Genomic DNA, 21577 nt, shown 5'->3' on the forward strand with positions numbered 1-21577 from the left:
TCTTTTTTTATAAACCTATGTTTCTATGTGTTAAAAATTATTACTGCAACAAGTTATGATTATATAAAAAGAATAGCCCAAGAAATATAGGGCTATTCTTTTAAAAATTAAAATAATTCAATGGATTAATTTGCTTGTAATTCTGTTAATGGTATTGGATAAAAATTGTTTTTTGATGCATCAAAACCAGTGCGGGCTACAGCATCAAGTGCTGATTTTGTTTTGCCCCAACGACGTAAGTCATAAAAGCGATAGTTTTCTAGCGGAAATTCTAGTATTCTTTCGTGTTCGATTTGAGCTTTTACCTCATTACCAGTTGTACCAGTCATTGCAGGCATATCGGCTCTGTCACGAACTTTGTTAATGTATGGAATAGCTTCTGGTGTACGACCTAATTCGTTTAATGCTTCGGCTTGCATCAATAATACATTCGAATAACGCATAAGCGGAACGTTGATTGCTGTAAATTCCTGATCCATTTTTTCTTGTGTGCTAGGTATAAATTTACGGAATACTGGTTTGTCTGTATCACCAAATTTATCATCATAAGTAGTTCCTAATACTCTTGGGTTATCTGGATCATTAAAGTAAGGGTCTTTAAAGAAAAGTGTGCTATAAATACGAGAATCGTAATTTCCTGTAGTAGCTATTTTTCCTTCTTTTTTAAATTCGTTTACAAGCATTGTGCTAGGAAGAATCTCATCCCATCCGCCAAGTTCTGCAGCAGCCATCCAATAGTGGAGCGCATTACGATAGAACGCACCATTGGCAGTTGTTTCTGAGAATTGTAATTCGAATATAGATTCTTTAGAATTTTTGGTAGTACCATCAAACATAGACACATAATCTTTAACTAAATCATATCCTTGTACTTTATTTAAAGCAGCAAGAGATTCATTTAAGTAGGTTTGTTTTTGAGCTGTCTCCTCGTAAGCTCTGGTTAAATAAGCAAACCCTAAATAACTGTTGGCAGCTCCGCTGGTAGCACGACCGGTTTTGTCCTGTGGTTGTTTAGGAGGTAATATTGCAGCTACAATTTTAAGCTCGCTTGTAATGAAATCCCAAGCTTGTGCACGTGTTGATAACGGTATGTTTAAATCACTTTCTTTAATAATGTATTTATTTCTAACATAAATTTGCTCCCAGTTAAGCAATAATTTCATGTGATAATAGGCACGTAAAAAACGAGCTTCGGCATCTATTTGTGCTCTGTCGGCATCGGTGATAGTTGCTGAAGGAAGTTGTGGTAACTTATCTATAACCTGATTAGCATTACTAATTCCTCTATAATTGATTCTCCAATATTCGGTAAATTGGCTATTACCATTTGTGTAGGTAAATGTTGAAAGTTCTACCCAGTTTGGGTAATTTAATGCATCACTTCCTAAATCGCAAATGTCTTCACGATATGCTTCGACTGGCCATTTAACTTCGGCAAAATACCATTGATCGACAGCACCTTCGAGTTGCGAATAGGTTGCTGCCAAAGCTGATTCGGCATCAGATTTGTTCCTCCAGAAATTCTCTGAGGTAAGTTGATCGGGAGATTGTTGGTCTAAATAGTCACTGCAACCAGTGATTGTGAATAAACCTATAACGGATAATATAAAAAATATCTTGTTCATGATTATGTTTTTTATAATAGTATTAAAATATATATTGAACACCAGATACAAATGATCTTGTAAATGGGTACACAAAGCGATCTACTCCTGTATTAAGAACTGTTTCACGTGAGAATTCTGGATCAATACCTGAATAATTTGTGATTGTAAATAGGTTCTCTACACTTACGTAAAATCTAAGCTTGTCAATTTTTGCTCCACCTAACATTTTATTAGGTATTGTGTATCCTATTTGTAATTGACGCATTCTTATAAAATCACCACTTTCTAAGAAACGATCAGATTCACGACTGTTTCCGTTAGGATCTTGTAGTACTGCACGAGGCGTGTTACTGTGGTTTTCTGGTGTCCATGAATTAAGCGTTGAAGCCAACATGTTGGTTCCTGAATTCATAGATTCATAAAAATATCTGTTTCCGTTGTATAATTTGTTACCCCAACCACTTCCTATTAAAGCAGAGAAATCGAAACCTTTATAGCTAGCGCCTAAACTAAGGTTAGCTTCCATTTTTGGCAATCCTGTTCCTGCGTATGATTTGTCATTTTCGTCTATAACACCATCTCCGTTTAAATCTTTAAATCGGATATCTCCTGGTTGCGCATTTGGTTGTAATAAAACACCATTTTTGCTATGTGCATTTACTTCATTTGTAGATTGGAAAATACCATCGGTTCTGTATAAGTAGAACGCACTAATCGGGCTTCCTACACGAGCTTGAGTAGGGAAGTGTTCTGTACCAAATTTTAACCCTTGTCCATAAATAGTCTGCCCTTCGTTAGCAAGAGATTCTACGTTGTTTTTAAGAGTTGTAAAGTTAAAGCCTACGTTGTATTTAAACTCATTGATTTGATCGCGATAATTAACTTCAAGTTCAAATCCTTTATTACTAATTTTACCTACGTTAAGTGTTGGATCATCTACTCCAGCTGATGGGGCTAGTTTTTTTGTAATCAATAAATTATCGGTTACATTATGGTAGTAGTTCATAGAACCGCTAATTTTTCCGTTTTTAAGCGTAAAATCGATACCAATATTTTTAGAATCTGTTGTTTCCCATTGCAAGTTTCTGTTTTCTAATGCAGTTGCAATACTTCCTGGCCAAGGGTTACTTCCGCTTCCTTGTACATAACCTGAACCTAAAATGTTACCAGTTTTAATTAATGTATTTGCAGAGTAATATCCTAAGGCAGCTTCGTTACCTAATTGTCCCCAGCTAGCACGCAATTTTAAAGTTGATATAATGAAATCTTTAGGGAAGAAATCTTCTTTTTCTATCTTCCATCCTAATGCTATAGAAGGAAAAGTTCCCCAACGGCTGTCTTCACCAAATTTAGAAGAACCATCTTTTCTAACTGTCATTTGAAGTAAATAACGATCATTGAAAGAATAGTTTAATCGGCTAAAGAAAGAAACACGGTTGTATTGAAATTTAGAACCATCAGCAGAATATGTCCCTCCTTTACCAGCTCCGATAGTTGCAAAACCAGGATCTAAAAACCCAGACGGACGATCAATCGAAACCAATTGTCCATTCTCTACAGAATAATCGGTTGTTTTTCCTTCGACATTTACTCTATTCCAGTTAGACGAAACACCGTTTATAGTATTACCAAGCATTAAACCAAAGCTGTGTTTTCCAAAAGTTTTATCGACTGTAATAATGTTGTCTAATATTTGCTCATCCCAAAATGTTCTTAACTCTTCTTGCGAAGCATATTGATGTATTTCTTTAGGATTGGCAATGTATGGAGGAAAATGATAGGTTTCCTGATTGTTTTTTACACGGTAAGAATAAGCTATTTTATATTTTAACCAAGAGGTAATGTTTGCAGTAATGGCAATATTTGCGGTTAAATCTTGTCCTTTGTTCATACCATCTCTAAAATGCTCTTCGGCAACTGGGTTTGTACCAGCTGGCAAGCCATTTTTGTTAGACAATCCATAACCGTAAGGTTCGTTAGCATCATAAACAGGAACTAGCGGAGACATGGTGTACACTTCTTTTAACTGAAAATTAGGCAGCTCATTTTGTGTTGCTATATATGCCATTTTTCCATCTACATCAAAGATTGATTTTTTGAAACTAACTCTTGCACTAGCAGTTTGTTGACCAAATTCATTATCGATTATAATTCCTTTTTGCTTTACATAGTTACCGTATAAAGCAAATTTAATGTCGCCTTGTCTTCCTTGGATACCTAAACCGTAATTTTGAGTAAGTCCAGAACGGAAAACTTCATCTTGCCAATCAGTGTCGGTTGTAGATGGAGCAGATATATATGCTGGAAGAGATTTGGGAGAAGTAGCATATTTATTATATTCATCGTACATTCTTTTGTGTACGGTTTTATATTCATCAGCATTTAATAAATCCAACGTTTTAGATGGGTTGGTGATACTTAAAAAGGAGCTAAAATCTACTTTTACCCCTTCTTTCTGACCATTTTTGGTAGTAACAATAATAACTCCATTAGCAGCAACAGATCCGTAAATTGCAGCTGCGGCACCATCTTTAAGAACCTCCATAGATTCTATATTTGTTGGGTTTACAGTATTAATATTTCCTTGAAACCCATCAATAATATAAAGCGGTTCAGTAGCTCCAAAGGTATTTACCCCACGTATTTTTACGCTTACAGCTGCTCCTGCAACACCACCTGCTTTTTGCACATTTACTCCAGATACCAAGCCTTGTAATGCCTCGGCCGGATTTGTTGTAGCTCGTGTTTCTAGACTTTCTTTCTTTACAGAAGATATAGCACCGGTTACATTACCTTTCTTTTGAGTACCATAACCAATCACGATTACCTCGTTAAGTTTATTGGTTTCTTCTTGCATTGCTACATTAATCACGTTGCGATTGTCAAGAGCTTCCGTTTTTTCTATAAACCCTACGTATGAAAAAACGATAGTTTGATTTGTACCACTAGGCACATACGTTAAGGTATAAGTTCCGTCAAAATCGGTTGCAGCGTTGTATTTAGTCCCTTTTATAGATATACTAACACCTGGTAAAGTGTTGTTCTTATCATCTGTAACTTTTCCAGAGATGGTTTTTTTTGCCTGACTTTCCTGCGCAAGCAGGGTATTAGGCAGCCAAAAAAGGAGAATGATCGGCATTAGAAAAGGCTTCCTAAGTAAGTTTTTTAATTGTTTCATTTTGAGTTAGTTTTTGGTTTCTGGTTGTGGTTAAGCTTTTTATTCTATTTGAGGGAGGTATTTGCTGGAGTTATTAATTTTTTGTCATTATGTATGGGTTTTTCTTTTAAAAAAATGATATTTATTTTTTTGACTGTAATTTTATAAGAATAATGAAATCCAAATTTAGAGGATTGTATATATAAAATACACCAGTACCTACCAGTTTGTTTTTGATGCTTTAAAAAAAATGTGTCAAGTGTGCCATTTCATCTAGTGATAAAATTGATAGATTATTGAGGTTATAAAATCAAGAAATTAGTATGATTTTAAATGCTCATAAATTAATTAAGAGGAAGCAGCTATAGTGTGAAATTTGACTGAAAGACGAAAAAACATAAGTTTTTTCGTTGTAATATTAAGTGAAATGAATGAGTAGGAATATTTTAAAGTAATCTCTTAATTGTATTCTTTCTTTTTAAATACTGTTTTTTTGAAATTATTCTGTCCTCGTAATACATTTTTAAGTATGAGTTTTAGTACAATTAGGAGTTAAATTCTATTCTCTTTTTAATAGTAAAACTAGTAGTGAGAGAACTATATATTTTATTTGAGATGATCCGAAAATAACCCTACCAGTACAAATCGGTTTGTTTTTTTGTTGGTAATGTTTAAAGGATTTTTTTGGTTAATCGATTTTGTATGTTGCAAGTATTGAGAGGAATGCATAAAAAAATCCCTTTTTCAATTTTTAAATTGAAAAAGGGATTGAGAAGTATTTTATAAGAAATCTAGTTTTTTAAATCTTTGATAACTTTAAAAGCGATATCTACTTGATCTTCACTTACTAAAATCGTAAATTCATTTGATGTAGAGATTACTTCATTTATTATAATTCCTTCCCAGGCTAAACGCTGGAAAATGAAGTAATATATACCTGGAACTACGATGTTTTCTTTTGGTAGTTTTACAGTAATTGAAGCTAAATTGCTCAATTTTTGGATTAATTTTTCGCGAGCAAAATGTTTTTCAACTAGTTGATTTATACTGCTGCTAACTACAATGTTGGTTTCGTTTACTCCACGAGATGAAGTGTAGAATATATCTGATAATGTATTTATGTCTGAAATTAAATCGGCTTGTTTGTTTAATACAGTTTCTGATGCTGCAAAAGTGTAATCTGTAAGCTCAGATCTAACTGTAATCTCACCAATATTCTTGATTACTTTGTTTATCTTATGATTTAATTTAAAATCTAATTCTTCCGTTAGTCGTTTTAAAGACATTACTACAGCGCCTTGTTTTACTTCTTTACCAAACTCGCTTTCTAATTCAGTCATTATATTTCTAGATAATGAGGTCAAATTAATAATGCCAAGTGATAATGCATTTAATAAAAAAGGCTTCGTTTTGATGTAATTTTCTACGATGGAGGAAACAGTTTTCATAATTTTCTGGTTTTTGTACTAACTTAGTGTGGTTGGTTTAGTTAATTGTGTGTTATATTTTTTTGCAAATATAAATTAAAAAACAATTTGTTACAAATATAACAATAGAAAATTATGTTAAAAGTGATAAAAAGCATCTATAAGATGCTCAACTACAAATGATTCCTTGTTTTTATGGATTCCGACGATATCAAAACGAACCTCAAAATCTATTTCCCTATCGTTTATGTAGGCATTTACTGCTTTTACAAGTAGTTGAATTTTTTTTGCATCAACAAAATCTTGTGGTGATCCAAAATCCAAGTTCGATCTTGTTTTTACTTCTACAATAGCCAGGATATTTTCTTTTGTGGCGATAATATCAATTTCGGCTTTCTGAAAAGTCCAATTTCGATCTAGAATTTTATAGCCATTTTGTTGGAGATATTCTACAGCAAGTTCTTCTCCTTTTTTTCCGAGCTCATTGTGTTCAGCCATTTTGTTTAGTTATAGTTTTGAAATGTTATCTAAGGTCATAAAATGATATACAGATGCTTTTGAATTTCCTCCTGCTTCAGCTGGAGGTTGAAGAATCGATAATAAATGTGGGCTTCAGCCAAATGATAAATCCTTTTGGCTAAAGCCCAATCCTTGTTTTCTTTTTATTACTCCAGCTAAAGCTAGAGCCAATTCAAAAAAAGTGAATAGGTTTTATAACTATTTATTAAAAATAAGTGTACTTCCTGCCGCATTAACTTCTATTGTAACAGTGCTTCCCATTACCAATGCTCTGTTGTCTTGAATATGTCCTGCAGGGAAATTAAAAATTACAGGAATATTGTATTTTTTGGTAACATCATCAATAATTTCTAATGCATTTTTCCCCCATGGGATATCATTATCTTTCATTTTGGTCATAGCACCAATTACTATTCCTTTTAGGTTTTCGATACAACCGTTACGTTTTAAGTTCATCATCATACGGTCTATATGATATAGATATTCATCTAAATCTTCTATAAAAAGTATTTTGTTTCTGCAGTCAATAGCCGATTGTGATCCTAATAAACTATATAAAATTGATAAATTACCTCCAACTAGTTCGCCAGTTGCTTTACCAAATCGATTCATTGGGTCTGGTGAAACTGAATAGGAAATAGGGTTTCCAAACAAAGCCATTTTCATAGTAGCAATCGCATCGGGCGTTGCACGAGGAATACTTACAGGCATTATACCATGAATTGATTTGTATCCCATTGTATTAAGATGATTGTGTAAGACTGTTACGTCGCTAAAGCCTATAACCCATTTAGGATGTTGTCTAAATTTTGTAAAGTCAAGTAGGTCAATCATTCGAACTGTTCCGTAGCCACCGCGAACACACCAAATAGCTTTAATGTTTGGATTGTCCATTTGATGTTGAAAATCAATGGCACGTTGCTCGTCGGTTCCAGCTAGCTGATTGGTGTCTAAACCAATTGTACTTCCTATTACAGCTTCTATTCCCCAACTTTTAAGTAAGTCAATAGTTGGTTTTAAATTATCATCGATGTTTTTTCTTGCTGTTGCTACTAGGGCTACAGTATCGCCTTTTTGTAAATAAGGTGGTGTTATCATGTTTTGTTGAGATTGACAGGTGAATGATTGTAATGCTATTATAAGAAATGCGAATTTACAAAAAGCAAAATGTTTCTTTACGTATCGGAATTGGTTAGTATTCATGTTTTATTTTTTTAGTTCACAACAACATTGTCTAATGGCGTTGTAGTTATATCCGTTAGTTTGCCTTTTTTTGTTGTATTATTTCCAATCCAGTTGTATGTTTTTCCACCAGTAACTATGGTAATTCCTATAGAATTGTTATTGTCATATATGGTATAAATAACATTTTTATTCTGGAATGTTATGGTATTGTTTTTTCTGTCAAAATTAAAATCGGGGTTTTGGTAAGCGATATTTATAGGAAAGGAAAACTCCACTTCGTCATTTTTATCAATTAAAACATAGTTAAGTGTTCGGTCGTTATTATTAAAAAGCACAACTTGTTTTTGGTTTTTATCTACTTTAAAAGAGAATATTGTTTTTACACCTTCTTCGTCCAGCGTAATCATTCTTTTGGATATTGTTACCATTTTCTTGCCATCCCAATTTTGTTCACTGTAATTATTATAAGGGAAACCAGTTTGGTCGTCTTCGACAATCTTAATTACTTTCGGTTTGTTATTCTCGACAATAAATTCCGAAAACTGATGCCAGCAACAGCCATCTTTGGTCATTACACTTATTTTCTTTTGCTTGTAATCTACCTGAAACATGCCACAATATTCTTGAGCAAGCGCTGTAAAATCGGGGCTGAATTTAAAACCAGTTTTAGAGGCTAGATATATCCTGAAAGAAGGACCGTGGTAACAACTGTTTTGCCCATCTTCGATAGCAAAATCCTTAATTCCGTCAAAATTGTAATCTTCATACATGATTAAACTTTGCTCGCCATAAGGCAGTTGTTTTATGTTTGCCAACGCTTTTCCGTTATATAAACTCAACGCCAGTTCTTCAGCGGCTACTTTTATAATTTGTTTTTGAGATTTAGTATCATAAATAGCAATCCAACCTTTAGAAAATACTTCGGATGTGTCCGCGATAAATATCTTTCCATAATAATCCTTTGAGAAGTTATCTACTTTAAAAGTTGCTTGTGCAAAAGTAAAGTTGCATAAAAAAAGGAGTAAGGTTGCGGTTAAATATTTCATTTTATATCAATGTTATCAATGTGAATCCCTTATTTAGAACCTAAACAAGATTATCTGAAAACAAAGATAACCATTATGTAAAGTATTTTAAAACTTCTTATTTAAATGAATTAGTTTTGTATTTGAAAGAAATTTCTTTAAAATAAGTGTTTATAAATAAGAATAACAATGAGAACAATTGCTTTTTCGGTCTTAATTTTTTTAAATTTATTGTTGCAACAGCTACAAGCACAAACAAAAAAGTATGCTATTCATACTGTAGCTTTTTATAATGTTGAAAACCTTTTTGATACTATAAAGAGTTCAAATATCCGGGATGCCGAATGGACACCAAAAGGATCCCGACATTGGACATCCCAGAAATATTTTAAAAAACTAGAGAACCTTGCCAGAGTTCTGTCTGAAATTGGAATGCCCACGAATCCTAATCCGCCAACATTTATTGGGTGTGCCGAAATAGAAAATAGAGGAGTTCTTGAAGATTTAATAAAACAACCTAAATTAATAGATAATGAATTAGGAATCATTCATTTTGACTCCCCTGATCATAGAGGTATCGACGTAGCTTTGTTATATCAAAAGAAATATTTTAAACCAGTTACGTTTTCGAATATTCCGCTTGTTATTTATAAAAAACCGATAGAAAGTATTACTGATACAATTGAGGATAAGAAAAAACGGGTGTTTACTAGAGATCAATTACTCGTAACAGGATTTCTAGATGGAGAAGAAATTAATATAATTGTAAATCACTGGCCGTCACGTTCTGGTGGTGAGCAAAAATCGAGTCCGTATCGTGAAGCTGCAGGTGCATTGAACCGAAAAATAATTGATTCCCTGCAACGAATAAATCCTAACGCCAAAGTTATTACAATGGGAGATTTTAATGATGGACCTTATAACAAAAGTATAAAAGTTGCGCTTGGTGCGAAAGCCAATAAAGCCGATGTACCAGAGTTTGGAGTTTACAATCCCTTTGAAGATATGGCAAAGAAAGGAATGGGAACTATTGCTTATCGTGATTCATGGGATGTCTTTGACCAAATCATGGTTACAGAATCTTTGATTAAGACAGATTTTAAATCTTTTCAATTCTGGAAAGCCGGAATTTTCAATAAATCGTATTTAATACAAAATTCAGGGAAATACAAAGGATATCCGTTGCGACATGCCGCAACCGAAATAGGTTTTAGTGATCATTTCCCAGTTTATATTTACCTTATTAAAGAAATGAGTTTCTAGTTTTTAGTCGCAGTACCAGTGGCAGTATTCAGAAGTGAACTGAACACTGCGACTGCCACTGAATACTGAGAATGGTACTGAACACTGAATATTGTCACTGAACACCGAGAAAGAATACTTTTTACTAACTTAGCACCTCAAAACTAGCATCTCATAATTATGGCTATAGCAAAACCATTCAATCTTACTAAATGGATTGATGAAAATCGTCACTTACTTAAACCCCCAGTAGGTAATAAAAATTTATATGTTGAATCTGATGATTATATCGTAATGGTTGTTGCGGGGCCTAATGCCCGTAAAGATTATCATTATAATGAAACAGAAGAACTTTTTTATCAACTTGAGGGAAGCATAAAAGTAATTATCCAAGAAGATGGAGAACGTAAGGAAATGGATTTACATGCGGGAGATATGTATCTTCATCCTGCTCGTATACCACATTGTCCAGTACGTTCAGAAGGTTCTATAGGTTTAGTAATCGAAAGAAAACGAGTTGGAAAGGGGCATAAAGACGGATTGCTTTGGCATTGTGATAATTGCAATCATAAATTGTACGAAGTGTTTTTTGAACTTCATAATATCGAGAAAGATTTCTTACCACACTTTGAACATTTCTATAATTCTAAAGATTTGAGAACCTGTACTAAATGTGGTACTGTGATGGAATCTGACCCAAGATTTGTTGCGAAAAAATAATTCGTAGTTTTCTATTTAAAAGGCATACTTTTGCAAAAAAAAAATAAATTATCCACATGGACGATTATTATTCGAGGAAGAAGAAAGATAAACAGAAATAGTTGTTGTGTAATGCATGCGCTATTTCTATAATAACGTTTTGCATTATGATTACCTTTTACAAAAACAACAACGGATTATTCCCAACAGAAAACCGCGAAAACAACAAATGGATTAATGTAGTTTGCCCTACTCAGGAAGAAACTAAATTCTTACTCCAGGAGTTACAAATTCCAGAAGCTTTTTATAACGATATTGAAGATATTGACGAACGGCCACGTATCGAAATCGAAAATGGCTGGTTTCTTATTATATTGCGAATTCCTTTTAAAAGCAATGATGCAAAATTACCATTCAATACAGCACCATTAGGGTTAATGTTTAAAGATGATGTCTTTGTATCACTTAGTTTTCATCAAACCGAGATTTTACCCGATTTTGTTTTATATACCCAACGCAAAAAATCGGATATCAGTAGCCATTTTGATTTGGTTTTAAAATTGCTTTTGTCTTCAAGTATTTGGTTCTTAAAGTACTTAAAGCAAATAAATCAGCGTATTCGATTGGCTGAAGATAATCTTGAAAAATCGATTAAAAATGAAGAATTACAAGCATTGCTTCAAATAGAAAAATGTTTGGTGTTCTTTATTACTTCCCTAAAAGGCAACGATATGTTGTTTCATAGAATTAAAAACCTAAAAAATCACAGAGATGATTTTGACCCTGTTTTAGTTGAGGACGTTGAAATTGAGTTGCGTCAAGCCGAAGAGACTACAAACATCTACAGTAATATCTTAACCGGAATGATGGATGCTTATGCATCGGTAATCTCGAATAACTTAAATGTTATTATGAAAAGGTTAACTTCGATTTCTATAATTTTGATGATTCCAACTTTGGTAGCTAGTTTATACGGGATGAATGTTCCTAATAATCTTCAGGAAAACAACCACGGTTTTTTTATCATCTTGCTAATCTCTTTATTAATATCAATTTGCGGCGTTTTCTTGTTTAAGAAAAAGAATATGTTTTAACTCATAGGTCAATTCAATAATAAAGAAGGTATAAACATTATTTCACGCAGATTTCACAAGATTTAAGCTGATATACGCAGACTTATTTACTTATAAATCGGCTTTAATCTGTAATAGCTAGGTGAAACAAAAATCATTTTGCTTGTTTTAAATCCTTAATCGTAACTTTATAGAATTAAAATTAATTACACCTAACAGGTTCAAACTTAATTAAAAATTAAACAGCATAATGACTAAAAATATCTCCGAAAAATCATTTGAATCATTTAATTGGCTTGACATAAAAGGGCCAACAGAAGCACAATTAGAAGATATTGCTAAAAAGTTTGACTTGGAGGTTTTTCCTGTCAAGGATTCGGTAGAACATGGGCATTTGCCAAAAATTGAAAAAATCAAAAATTTTAATTTTATTATTCTAAGAGCTTATACTGCAAATGAATATGATAATAATTCTACAGTAGGAGAACTTTCAAATAAAGTAGCTTTTTTCTATAATGAAAAGCAACTAATAACGATACACAGAACTTCTTTTCCTTTTTTGGAGGATATTTTTAAATCAGATTTAAAGTGTACTTCTGTTTATGAATTGCTAATACGCATTTTTAAAGAAATTATTTTAACCTATAACGCTCCCTCGCAATGGCAAACGGATCAGATAGACGAAGTTGAGAAAACTATTTTCTTAAAGCAACAAAATAAAATCTCTTTGGAGGATTTGTATTTTCAAAAGGCAGAGACTAGAATTACTAAGAAATTATTGGTGCTAACGCAAAATGTAATTAATAAATTTCATGTTCCAGAAGAAAATTCTTCAGCGCTTGAAGATGTAAAAGATAATCTGGTTAAGCTTATACTAGCTTATGAGGAGGCTATGGATGATGCGATAAACTTAATGAATACTTTTATGTCGGTGACTGCTCAAAAAAATAATGATGTCGTTAAATTATTAACAGTTTTCTCCGCTTTTTTCTTGCCTCTTACCTTTTTGGTTGGGGTTTATGGAATGAATTTTAAATATATGCCAGAATTAGAATGGAAATATGGGTATTTGTACGCAATTATTTTTATGTTTGTCATGTGTGTTTTTATCTATATATGGTTTAAAAGGAAAAACATTATGTAACCACACGTAATAAAATTTTAATAGATAGATAAATTCAAATATATTTACATAAAAAAATATAACAATTTCTAACCAAAAAGTTACAATGATAACAATAGCAGAGCAATTCGGAATGAAAGACGCATTGGCGCAATTGGGTATAAAAGCCATTAACGAAGGAACATCAACCGGAATAAATAACTTTTCTTCAGGTGATATTCTTGAAAGCTTTTCGCCAGTAGACGGAAAATTAATAGCATCGGTAAAAACATCTACGGCTGCCGATTATGAAAAAGTAATGCAAACAGCGACTGAGGCATTTAAGGTGTTTAGACTTATGCCAGCGCCACAACGTGGAGAAATCGTACGTCAGTTTGGAGAAAAATTACGTCAGAATAAAGAAGCTTTAGGTAAATTGGTTTCTTACGAAATGGGGAAATCATTACAAGAAGGATATGGAGAAGTTCAGGAGATGATTGATATTTGCGATTTTGCAGTAGGATTATCACGTCAGCTTCACGGATTAACAATGCATTCTGAGCGCCCAGGACACCGTATGTATGAGCAATATCACCCAATGGGAATTGTCGGTATTATTTCGGCATTTAACTTTCCAGTAGCGGTTTGGTCATGGAACACGGCTTTGGCTTGGATTTGTGGTGACGTTTGCGTTTGGAAACCATCAGAGAAAACACCACTTTGTGGTATAGCTTGCCAAAATATAATTGCACAGGTAATTAAAGAAAACAATCTTCCAGAAGGTATTTCTTGCTTGATTAATGGCGATTATAAAGTAGGAGAGCTGATGACTGCAGATAAACGTATTCCTTTAGTATCGGCTACAGGTTCTACTCGTATGGGTAAAATTGTTGCCCAAACTGTTGCTGGACGTTTAGGTAAATCATTATTAGAATTAGGAGGAAATAATGCAATTATTGTTACTCCTGATGCAGATATTAAAATGACTGTCATTGGTGCTGTTTTTGGAGCAGTAGGAACGGCAGGACAACGTTGTACTTCGACACGTCGTTTAATCATTCACGAAAGTATTTATGATAAAGTAAAAGATGCAATCGTTTCGGCTTACAAACAATTACGTATCGGAAATCCTTTAGACGAAAACAATCATGTTGGTCCGCTAATCGATACACATGCTGTAGAGATGTATGCAAATGCCTTAACAAAAGTTGTTGCCGAGGGAGGTAAAATCCTTGTAGAAGGTGGTGTACTTTCTGGAGAAGGTTACGAAAGCGGATGTTATGTAAAACCAGCTATTGCTGAAGCTGAAAATTCATTTGAAATCGTACAACATGAAACATTTGCTCCTGTTTTGTATTTAATAAAATACAGTGGAACTGTAGAAAACGCTGTTGATATTCAAAATGGAGTTGCTCAAGGTTTGTCTTCAGCAATTATGACTAATAATTTGCGTGAAGCAGAGTATTTCTTATCTGTTGTAGGTTCGGATTGCGGTATTGCAAACGTAAACATCGGAACTTCGGGTGCTGAAATTGGTGGAGCCTTTGGTGGTGAAAAAGAAACTGGTGGAGGTCGTGAATCAGGTTCTGATGCTTGGAAAATATACATGCGTCGCCAGACTAACACAATCAATTATACTACAAGTTTGCCATTGGCACAAGGAATAAAATTTGATTTGTAAGATTAAAATCATTTATATAAAAACCGCTTTTTCTCCTATTATTTGAGAAAAGCGGTTTTTTTTAATGCTTAATTTATAGTGTTTTATTTAAATTAGCACTTAAATATGAAGTGTTCTGTTATTTCATGTGCTTTTTAAATAGTGGTAAATAAATAATATTTTGAAAAATTATTAATATGAGTTTAATTTTTTTAGCGGGACTTACTCCTTTTGGATATGGTTTTTTAGGAGTGATAGCGCTTTCTATATTAATTGCTTATATGTGGCTTAAGTCATCGGGAAAAAAAGAGAAAATGGGATGTTTCTCCATCGGATTTACTGCCTTTGTCATTTGGTTTGCTTTAATGTTTCCTGTTGCTATATCTTTCTCTATTATAGAGAATGGAACAAAAATTACCCAATTAGGAGTGGCTATTTTTTGGTTTCTACTTTTTGCTTTGGGAGCATATATTATATTTAGTAAGAATAGAACAGGAGTTAAAAAAGTGCTCTTAGGGATTTTTAAATACGTTTTGTTTTCAATAGTATTGGGATTGTTTTTAACGATGCTTGGCGGATTAGCTTATTTCGTTTATTTAAGGCTTTTTACTCATGAAAAAGATGATTCTCCTATTTGGGTTGCTCTGTTATGCATCTTTTTTTTAGCATCACTTATTTTGGCTGCTGTAGGTCTTTTTATCCAAAGTAAAGAAGGTAAGAAAAAAGAAAAAACTACTTTTTATAAGTTAGAAGAAGCAAAGCTAAAACCTGATATGGTAGTCGAATTAAATTTAACTAATGCTAAGCTAGATGCATTTCCCGTAGCAATTCTACAATTTAAAAACATTAAGTTTCTAGTTTTAAGTAATAATAATATTAGTGAGATTCCTAACGAAGTCAATAAATTGCAGCAATTAATCGGTTTAGATTTAAGTAACAACCCAGTTTCTGATTTAGAAAGAAATAAGATCCGAAAGTTGCTTTCTAATCAAGTAGAAATTGTGTTTTAATAATTTTAATATTGAATAATCTATAGTCTTAATAATGAACGAATTCTTTACATTTTTTGATCAAAATAAGCCAGATGGTGGAATGGTAGTTTTCCTGATGTTTTTTAGTCTGGGAATTGCATTGTTTCAAACTATAATTCTTTCAGGTTTATATAATTTAAAATTCCCAACATGGCTGTTTTTTGTTTTATGTCCATCGTTTATTGGCTTGAGTTTTCTAGTTGATTCCAAATATACCCTTATGGTTTTCTTTTTTTTATTTGCATCTGTTTTTATACTAGGAATTATAGGTATGTTTTATTCAGGAATTCAAAGTAGTAAAATTGAAAAAGCTGAAAGAGAAAAATTCAATAGAAAACATAATATTCAAAAAACACCTTTAAGTGAGAAACTGCTTGGTTTGCTTATTTTAGTTGTAGTGATTGGGGCAATTGCTTGGTTGGTTAAAATAGAGAAATTAAAGTTTCTTTTCTTTATTATTCCTGGGCTTATTTTTATAAAAATGATTTTTTTTCCAAGTAACAAAAGTAAGTTTCTTAAGCTTCAGGCGGTTTTGCCAACTTCTAAGATGAATGCGATTGCGATGGGATTAGTTGAGGTAGAAGGTGATTTGGAAGAAATTGAACCTATTATTTCACCTTATTTTAGTAAACCCTGTATAGGATATTATTATACCATCGAAGAAGAAGGACCTGCAGATGATGATGGCAAAAGATCTTATAGAACTATATTTACAGAACTTAAAACGGGTGTTTTTAAGATAAAAGACGAAACAGGAAGTGTTACTGTAAATGGAGAAGGATTAGAATTCTATTTTGATAGAATCGATAAGCAGGAGGGAGGAAAAAAGAGGTATTCCGAAACCTATTTAAAACATAACGATTATATGTTGCTGATTGGTTATGCCGATTCAGATCAAGGCAATGTCGTTCTCAGAAAAGGAGACTCTAATGGCATTTTTGGGGTAGCGATACCTCAAAGTATTTCATTTAGGAATAAATACCAACCATTGCTAATTTCATTTTTAACAACACTATTTTTCATTACACTTATACTTATCTATATCATTTTAAACTAAATAAAATATGACAGCACAAAACATTGCTTTAATCGTGGGGCTAATTCTGGTAATTATACTATTTAACTTTTTTATCGGTACTTATAATAAGCTGGTTATGCTAAAGAATAACTTCGAGAAAGCTTTTAGGAATATTGACGTTATTTTGATGCAAAGAGCAGATGAAGTACCAGAGTTGGTTAAAGTTGCCTCTAAGTTTATGGAACATGAAACAGCTATGCTGACTAATTTGACTAAGTTACGTACTGATTTCTTAAATTCTAAAACGGTCGATGAAAAAATAGAAAACGCTAATGAGTTTTCTAAATCCTTGAAAACGTTGTTTGCTGTTTCAGAAAATTATCCAACATTAGCATCTAATTCAAATTTTCTTGAATTACAAAAACGAGTTTCGCAAATGGAAGACAAAATCGCCGACAGAAGAGAGTTTTTTAACGATAGTGTAAATCTTTATAATATCGGTATTCAGGAGTTTCCAAACCTTATTTTAGCAAAAATGTTGGGTTATAAAACACAAACTTTATTTGAAGTTTCAACAGAAGAAAAAGCATATAATGGAATTCAATTTTAATAAACTCTTCGGTTATGAAACCGAAATAAACAAAGCCACTGATTTAGTTTTAATCTACGGATTTGCTATTATAATCTTTGGTATTTTAGGATTCACAATTATCGCGGCCATATTGAGAAAGATGGGTTTTACGGCTATTATTAGTTATTTCATTTCGCCACTACTATTGTGTTTAGGGCTTACGCTGTTATTATCAGTATTACCCACCATTCTTTTTTATGTAGTTGCTTCAGATGTGTCAGGTGTGCAGCTAATTTATAGTTGGATAACTATTTTCTTAGGGATGCTGTTTTTTGTAGTATTTAATCTCAGCACAATTAAAAAGTTTGTAAAAGAGTTCGGAAAGATGTCTGAACAGCAAGAGTTTAGAAATAGAAACAGGTAATGCAACAAAATTGCATTTTAAGCATAAGCGATTAATTCCAGAAATGGATTAGTGTTAATTGGTGAAATTGGTGTTGAAAACAGATTTCGCAATACAGTTGCAATAAAGAAAGACTTCCTTTTTTGGGAAGTCTTTCTTTTGAACAGTAATTTGCAATGAGTTATTTTTTAATTATTATTTGGTTTGATGTGCCTTCTGCTGTTTGTAGTTTTATTAAGTAATTCCCAGGAGTTAAATGGCTCATGTCGATTGTTTCAATGTCTTTTCCAGTAGTTTTTACTAAAGAACCATTCATGTTGTAAATCATTACATTCTCTATATTCTGATTTGAGTTTGATATATTTAAATAATCAGTTACGGGATTAGGGTACAAAATTATTTTTTTAGTTTGAATATTGTCATTAACCCCCAATGTAGTCTTGTACTCAGTACTTATATAATATAAGTTTGCCGTGTCGCCTTTAGAAATTGTATTGTTGCCAGCAGGAACTGTAATAGTAATGATTCCTGCGCTTGCAGTGTAATTTGTACCGTTTATCTTGACTTTTCCTGAAAAAGTATTGTCGAATACTAAAGTCAATGTTGACTCATTAGTTGTAGTATATGTTATGGTCGTGCTTGTTTCTATTTTTAAACGTGCAGTTAATGCCAAATCAGAATAACTTACAGATCCTGCTGTGGCATTCATGTTGCCAGTGATGTTGTAGAATGAACTTTCCTTGATAGATGCTGTAAAGTTATGTATTTGAGTGCCAGAAGCGCTTCCTACAGGTATAACTGTAACAGTTCCAGATAATATTGTCGGTGTCCCTGCAGTACCAATTGTAGTTACTGAATAAGATAGAGTAGCAGTAGGTGTTCCTGAGATTGTGATTGTTTTAGCAGAAGTATTTTTTACTACGCTAATTCCTGATGCAGGTAATCCAGATATAGTTACATCAGTAGCATCGCCTCCCCAAGTTAAAACGATTGATTCAATAGACGTGTTTTCAGCAACTTCTTGGCTAATGTTGTTAGTTGTTGCAATTAGTGTTTGACTGCTAGTTGGTATAGTTTGCTCACCTTGAATTGCTTTTAATGTTGTTTTGTAACCTATTAGAGCGTTTTTTAAGGGTATATTTACGGCATATGAAGTATCATCTACTGCGTTATCAAAACCAAATTTGAAATCACCACCGTTTATACGACCAGCGTATTGCATAACTTTTGTTTTTGCATCTTCAGGACTATCAGGAATGTAAGGATACATTATTGCTAGATTAGTGTCGAAGTTGTTATAAGTATTCCCGCCAGAACTTGATTTAACTGTTGCAGGAACTTGTTCGTTTCTTGTTAAAGCAACATAAGCGTCGAAGTCTGTTGTAGAATTAATTTTGCCAGCAATATTATATAAAGGATTTGGATCAGCATAAGCTACAAAACGCATGGAGTTAGTTCCGATAGAGGAGTCTAATGTGTTATTAAATGCCTTTATTGAGCCACCAGCTTCATTTGAAAAAGTTCCCTGATTACCAGCATCATTTGCTTGTTTAGAGCCGCTCCATATATCAGTACCCTGCATAGAGATTAGCATAGGATTTTTTGCATTACGAAAATAGTTTGCCTCCATAAATAGAGAAGAGCCTAAAGTAGCTCCTGACCCGTATTTAGAATTCCCATCATAATAGTTGTTGTATATATGGGCTGAGTAATAGCGTACACGCGGATGACGTGAATCAGAGTGGTCGTACCAATTATGGTGATATGTTATATATCCAGGATTAGCTCCTTCGCTTAAGCCTAATAGATTTGATTTTCCGCTATCCCAAAAGTGATTGTATGAGAATGTAACATAATTTGATTTTTTGCTGTCTAAAGCACCATCCCCTTTAATCTGATCGGCATCGCTGCCAGCATTTCCATAAAAGAAATCGCAATTATGTACCCAAACATAGTCATTGCTCTGCTGGAGTCCAATATTGTCACCTTCTCCGCTATTACAGTTCATAGTACCAATATTGCGTATTTCAATATTAGATGCATTTTTGATTCGTATTCCCCATCCATCGGCTACAGCATCATCCCCAATTCCTTCTACAGTGATGTAAGATGCAGCTGCATTATTATTTTCGATTACGATATCACCGGCTAACATATAATCAAGATCGGTTATTTGTCCAATCATACGTACAATTAAAGGGCGTAAATCTTTCCCTTTTTTATATCCATCCAATATTGATTGTAAGCCAACAGATGGACTAGGAGTTGCTCCGGTTACAGCCAATGAGACTGTGTTTTTAGTAGTTTCTGTTATATAAATAATTACAGCTCCATTTTTTGGAGTACCCTCTGAATTGTATGCACCGGGTATGCGACCGTTAGAAAATGCAAATCCAGCACGATCATGTGATTTTACGGTAATTGAAGCTGTCGTTGAGCTAGTTCCTTCTACGCCAGCTATAACAGGTTTTATTTTTACAGTGTATGCACCAGCTTTAATTCCGGGTATGTCTGCGCGGTAGTAACTCCCGTAACTTCGGATAAGTTGGTTATCTATTTTTTGATCAGTTATTCCCATTCCGGTATAGTAAACATTATAGCTTTGAGCATTAGCGACAGGCTGCCATTTTACATATGCAGATTCTAGCCATCCAGCAGCTTCGTTAATGGACACTTGTTGTGCCCATACTTGGACAGAAGCAAGTGAAATTGTCAAAAAAAGTAATAGTTTTTTCATAATTCTGGTTTTTGTTAATGGTTGGTTTTAAATAGATTACTCTAAATGTTCATTTTATTGTTAAAATGTAATCGATTACACGAAAGTAAATAAAATTTCTATATTATTATTTATTTTAGATAAAAAATACACATAGTAAAAAAATATCCATTTTAAATATTAATTATGTAATGATATTCTTTTAGCGTTACGTATTAGCTAATGGTTGAGATTATTGGCTTGGCTGAATATCACATCTTCATTTTCTGAAAATTTAGGACATAAAAAAAAGCAACTCGTAAGAGTTGCTTTTTTGAGCGAGTGTAAGTAAATACTACATTCTGTTTTGTAAATGTTTATTTTTTTGGTTTTATTATTCTCAATGAATATAATAATTTACCTTTTCTGTAGGATGGTTTCTCATCTGATTTTGTTAGAAGTACAAGATCATATAATTCTACTTTATCTTTTTGGAATTCAATTCCTAATTTTTGATCAGATCCATCCACTGTCGTGAAATTTATTGCTGTTATACCTCGAGTATCTGCTGAATCTCCATTTATGCTAATATAATAGCTTTTGAAATTTGCAAGACCATCTACTTTTCCATCTTCAGTAAACTTAATTTCAGTTTTTGAAGATTTAGTTGAATAAATGTTATCCGAGAGTGCTTTGTTTATTAAAAGACGAAGTACAGTTACGTTTGTTTCTTTCGCTTTTTTGACCAATGAACTATCTGCTTTGACATATTCTTGTGAATGATAACGTTCATCGAGTGGTAATAGGATTAAATTCCCATCTTGGATTACAGCTTTTTGAGTTTTGGTTTCATACAAATGGTTGACTAAAGTGTCGTTTTTAAAGGAAGCTAAATAGTTGCTCTTTTCGAGATCTTCATTTATAAAAGTAATGCTATCTTTCAAGTTTTCTGGTACTATAATTTCTGTAACACCATTGTGAATGGTCTGGATTCCATTATCAATAATTATATTATCGATGAAGTCTTTTGCAATCCAAGTGCCTGCGAAAGTATTAGGCTGTATTTTTTCAGTTTCCTTTTTAGAATCTTTACATGATACAGCAGTAAGTACTAAAAATGCTATTGATGTAGAGTAAAAAGTATTTTTGATAAATTTTTCCAT

General features: G+C 33.0%; 17 protein-coding genes. 9 read left to right on the forward strand and 8 right to left on the reverse strand.

Translation table 11 applies throughout. From position 1 onward, the window contains the following. Positions 1 to 125 precede the first annotated feature (125 nt). The 6 genes from OIU80_RS09235 to OIU80_RS09260 all read right to left on the reverse strand — a co-directional run bounded on the left by OIU80_RS09235 (position 126) and on the right by OIU80_RS09260 (position 8941). Entirely contained in the window at positions 126 to 1625 is a 1500-nt protein-coding gene (locus OIU80_RS09235; RefSeq protein ID WP_264286737.1) for a RagB/SusD family nutrient uptake outer membrane protein, read from the reverse strand. Positions 1626 to 1647: 22 nt separating this feature from the next. Beyond that, positions 1648 to 4785: a SusC/RagA family TonB-linked outer membrane protein gene (locus OIU80_RS09240; RefSeq protein ID WP_264286738.1), complete on the reverse strand. Its 3138-nt coding sequence runs from the start codon at positions 4783 to 4785 to the stop codon at positions 1648 to 1650. 770 nt (positions 4786 to 5555) lie between these two features. Then, complete coding sequence (locus OIU80_RS09245) at positions 5556 to 6212, reverse strand: aspartate kinase (RefSeq protein WP_035618292.1); 657 nt, start codon at positions 6210 to 6212, stop codon at positions 5556 to 5558. Between the two features lie 117 nt (positions 6213 to 6329). Beyond that, the gene (locus OIU80_RS09250) at positions 6330 to 6689 is read right to left on the reverse strand and encodes a YraN family protein (RefSeq protein ID WP_264286739.1); all 360 of its coding nucleotides are present in this window, start codon (positions 6687 to 6689) and stop codon (positions 6330 to 6332) included. A 219-nt stretch (positions 6690 to 6908) separates the two neighbouring features. Next, entirely contained in the window at positions 6909 to 7808 is a 900-nt protein-coding gene (locus OIU80_RS09255; RefSeq protein WP_264286770.1) for a S66 peptidase family protein, read from the reverse strand. A gap of 116 nt (positions 7809 to 7924) precedes the next feature. Then, positions 7925 to 8941 carry an XAC2610-related protein gene (locus tag OIU80_RS09260; protein WP_264286740.1) on the reverse strand — a complete coding sequence of 339 codons (1017 nt, stop codon included), beginning with the start codon at positions 8939 to 8941 and terminating at the stop codon, positions 7925 to 7927. 168 nt (positions 8942 to 9109) lie between these two features. Between OIU80_RS09260 and OIU80_RS09265 the strand changes: the two genes are divergently transcribed. The 9 genes from OIU80_RS09265 (at position 9110) to OIU80_RS09305 (ending at position 17740) form a co-directional block, all read left to right on the forward strand. Then, positions 9110 to 10183: an endonuclease/exonuclease/phosphatase family protein gene (locus tag OIU80_RS09265; RefSeq protein ID WP_264286741.1), complete on the forward strand. Its 1074-nt coding sequence runs from the start codon at positions 9110 to 9112 to the stop codon at positions 10181 to 10183. Positions 10184 to 10342: 159 nt separating this feature from the next. After that, on the forward strand, positions 10343 to 10882 hold the full coding sequence (locus OIU80_RS09270) for a 3-hydroxyanthranilate 3,4-dioxygenase (protein ID WP_264286742.1): 540 nt from the start codon (positions 10343 to 10345) through the stop codon (positions 10880 to 10882). Between the two features lie 146 nt (positions 10883 to 11028). Next, on the forward strand, positions 11029 to 11955 hold the full coding sequence (locus OIU80_RS09275; RefSeq protein ID WP_035618274.1) for a magnesium transporter CorA family protein: 927 nt from the start codon (positions 11029 to 11031) through the stop codon (positions 11953 to 11955). A gap of 229 nt (positions 11956 to 12184) precedes the next feature. Then, entirely contained in the window at positions 12185 to 13078 is an 894-nt protein-coding gene (locus OIU80_RS09280) for a CorA family divalent cation transporter (protein WP_264286743.1), read from the forward strand. Between the two features lie 85 nt (positions 13079 to 13163). Continuing rightward, the gene (amaB, locus tag OIU80_RS09285) at positions 13164 to 14717 is read left to right on the forward strand and encodes an L-piperidine-6-carboxylate dehydrogenase (protein ID WP_264286744.1); all 1554 of its coding nucleotides are present in this window, start codon (positions 13164 to 13166) and stop codon (positions 14715 to 14717) included. Positions 14718 to 14893: 176 nt separating this feature from the next. Next, positions 14894 to 15706, forward strand: coding sequence for a hypothetical protein (locus tag OIU80_RS09290; RefSeq protein ID WP_264286745.1), 813 nt, complete (start codon positions 14894 to 14896; stop codon positions 15704 to 15706). 34 nt (positions 15707 to 15740) lie between these two features. Beyond that, positions 15741 to 16784 (forward strand): hypothetical protein, encoded by a 1044-nt coding sequence (locus OIU80_RS09295; protein WP_264286746.1) that lies wholly within the window; start codon positions 15741 to 15743, stop codon positions 16782 to 16784. Positions 16785 to 16791: 7 nt separating this feature from the next. Next, positions 16792 to 17355 (forward strand): LemA family protein, encoded by a 564-nt coding sequence (locus OIU80_RS09300; RefSeq protein WP_264286747.1) that lies wholly within the window; start codon positions 16792 to 16794, stop codon positions 17353 to 17355. Next, positions 17339 to 17740, forward strand: coding sequence for a hypothetical protein (locus OIU80_RS09305; RefSeq protein ID WP_264286748.1), 402 nt, complete (start codon positions 17339 to 17341; stop codon positions 17738 to 17740). The genes OIU80_RS09300 and OIU80_RS09305 overlap by 17 nt, the downstream gene beginning before the upstream one ends. Positions 17741 to 17900: 160 nt before the next feature. Here OIU80_RS09305 and OIU80_RS09310 read toward each other — a convergent pair whose 3' ends face one another. Both OIU80_RS09310 and OIU80_RS09315 read right to left on the reverse strand, forming a co-directional pair. Further along, positions 17901 to 20456 carry a pectate lyase family protein gene (locus OIU80_RS09310; protein WP_264286749.1) on the reverse strand — a complete coding sequence of 852 codons (2556 nt, stop codon included), beginning with the start codon at positions 20454 to 20456 and terminating at the stop codon, positions 17901 to 17903. A gap of 335 nt (positions 20457 to 20791) precedes the next feature. Then, a complete protein-coding gene (locus OIU80_RS09315) occupies positions 20792 to 21577 on the reverse strand; it encodes a hypothetical protein (protein ID WP_264286750.1) in 786 nt (261 codons plus the stop codon).

The organism is Flavobacterium frigoritolerans, assembly GCF_025847275.1.
Taxonomy (GTDB): Bacteria; Bacteroidota; Bacteroidia; order Flavobacteriales; family Flavobacteriaceae; genus Flavobacterium; species Flavobacterium frigoritolerans.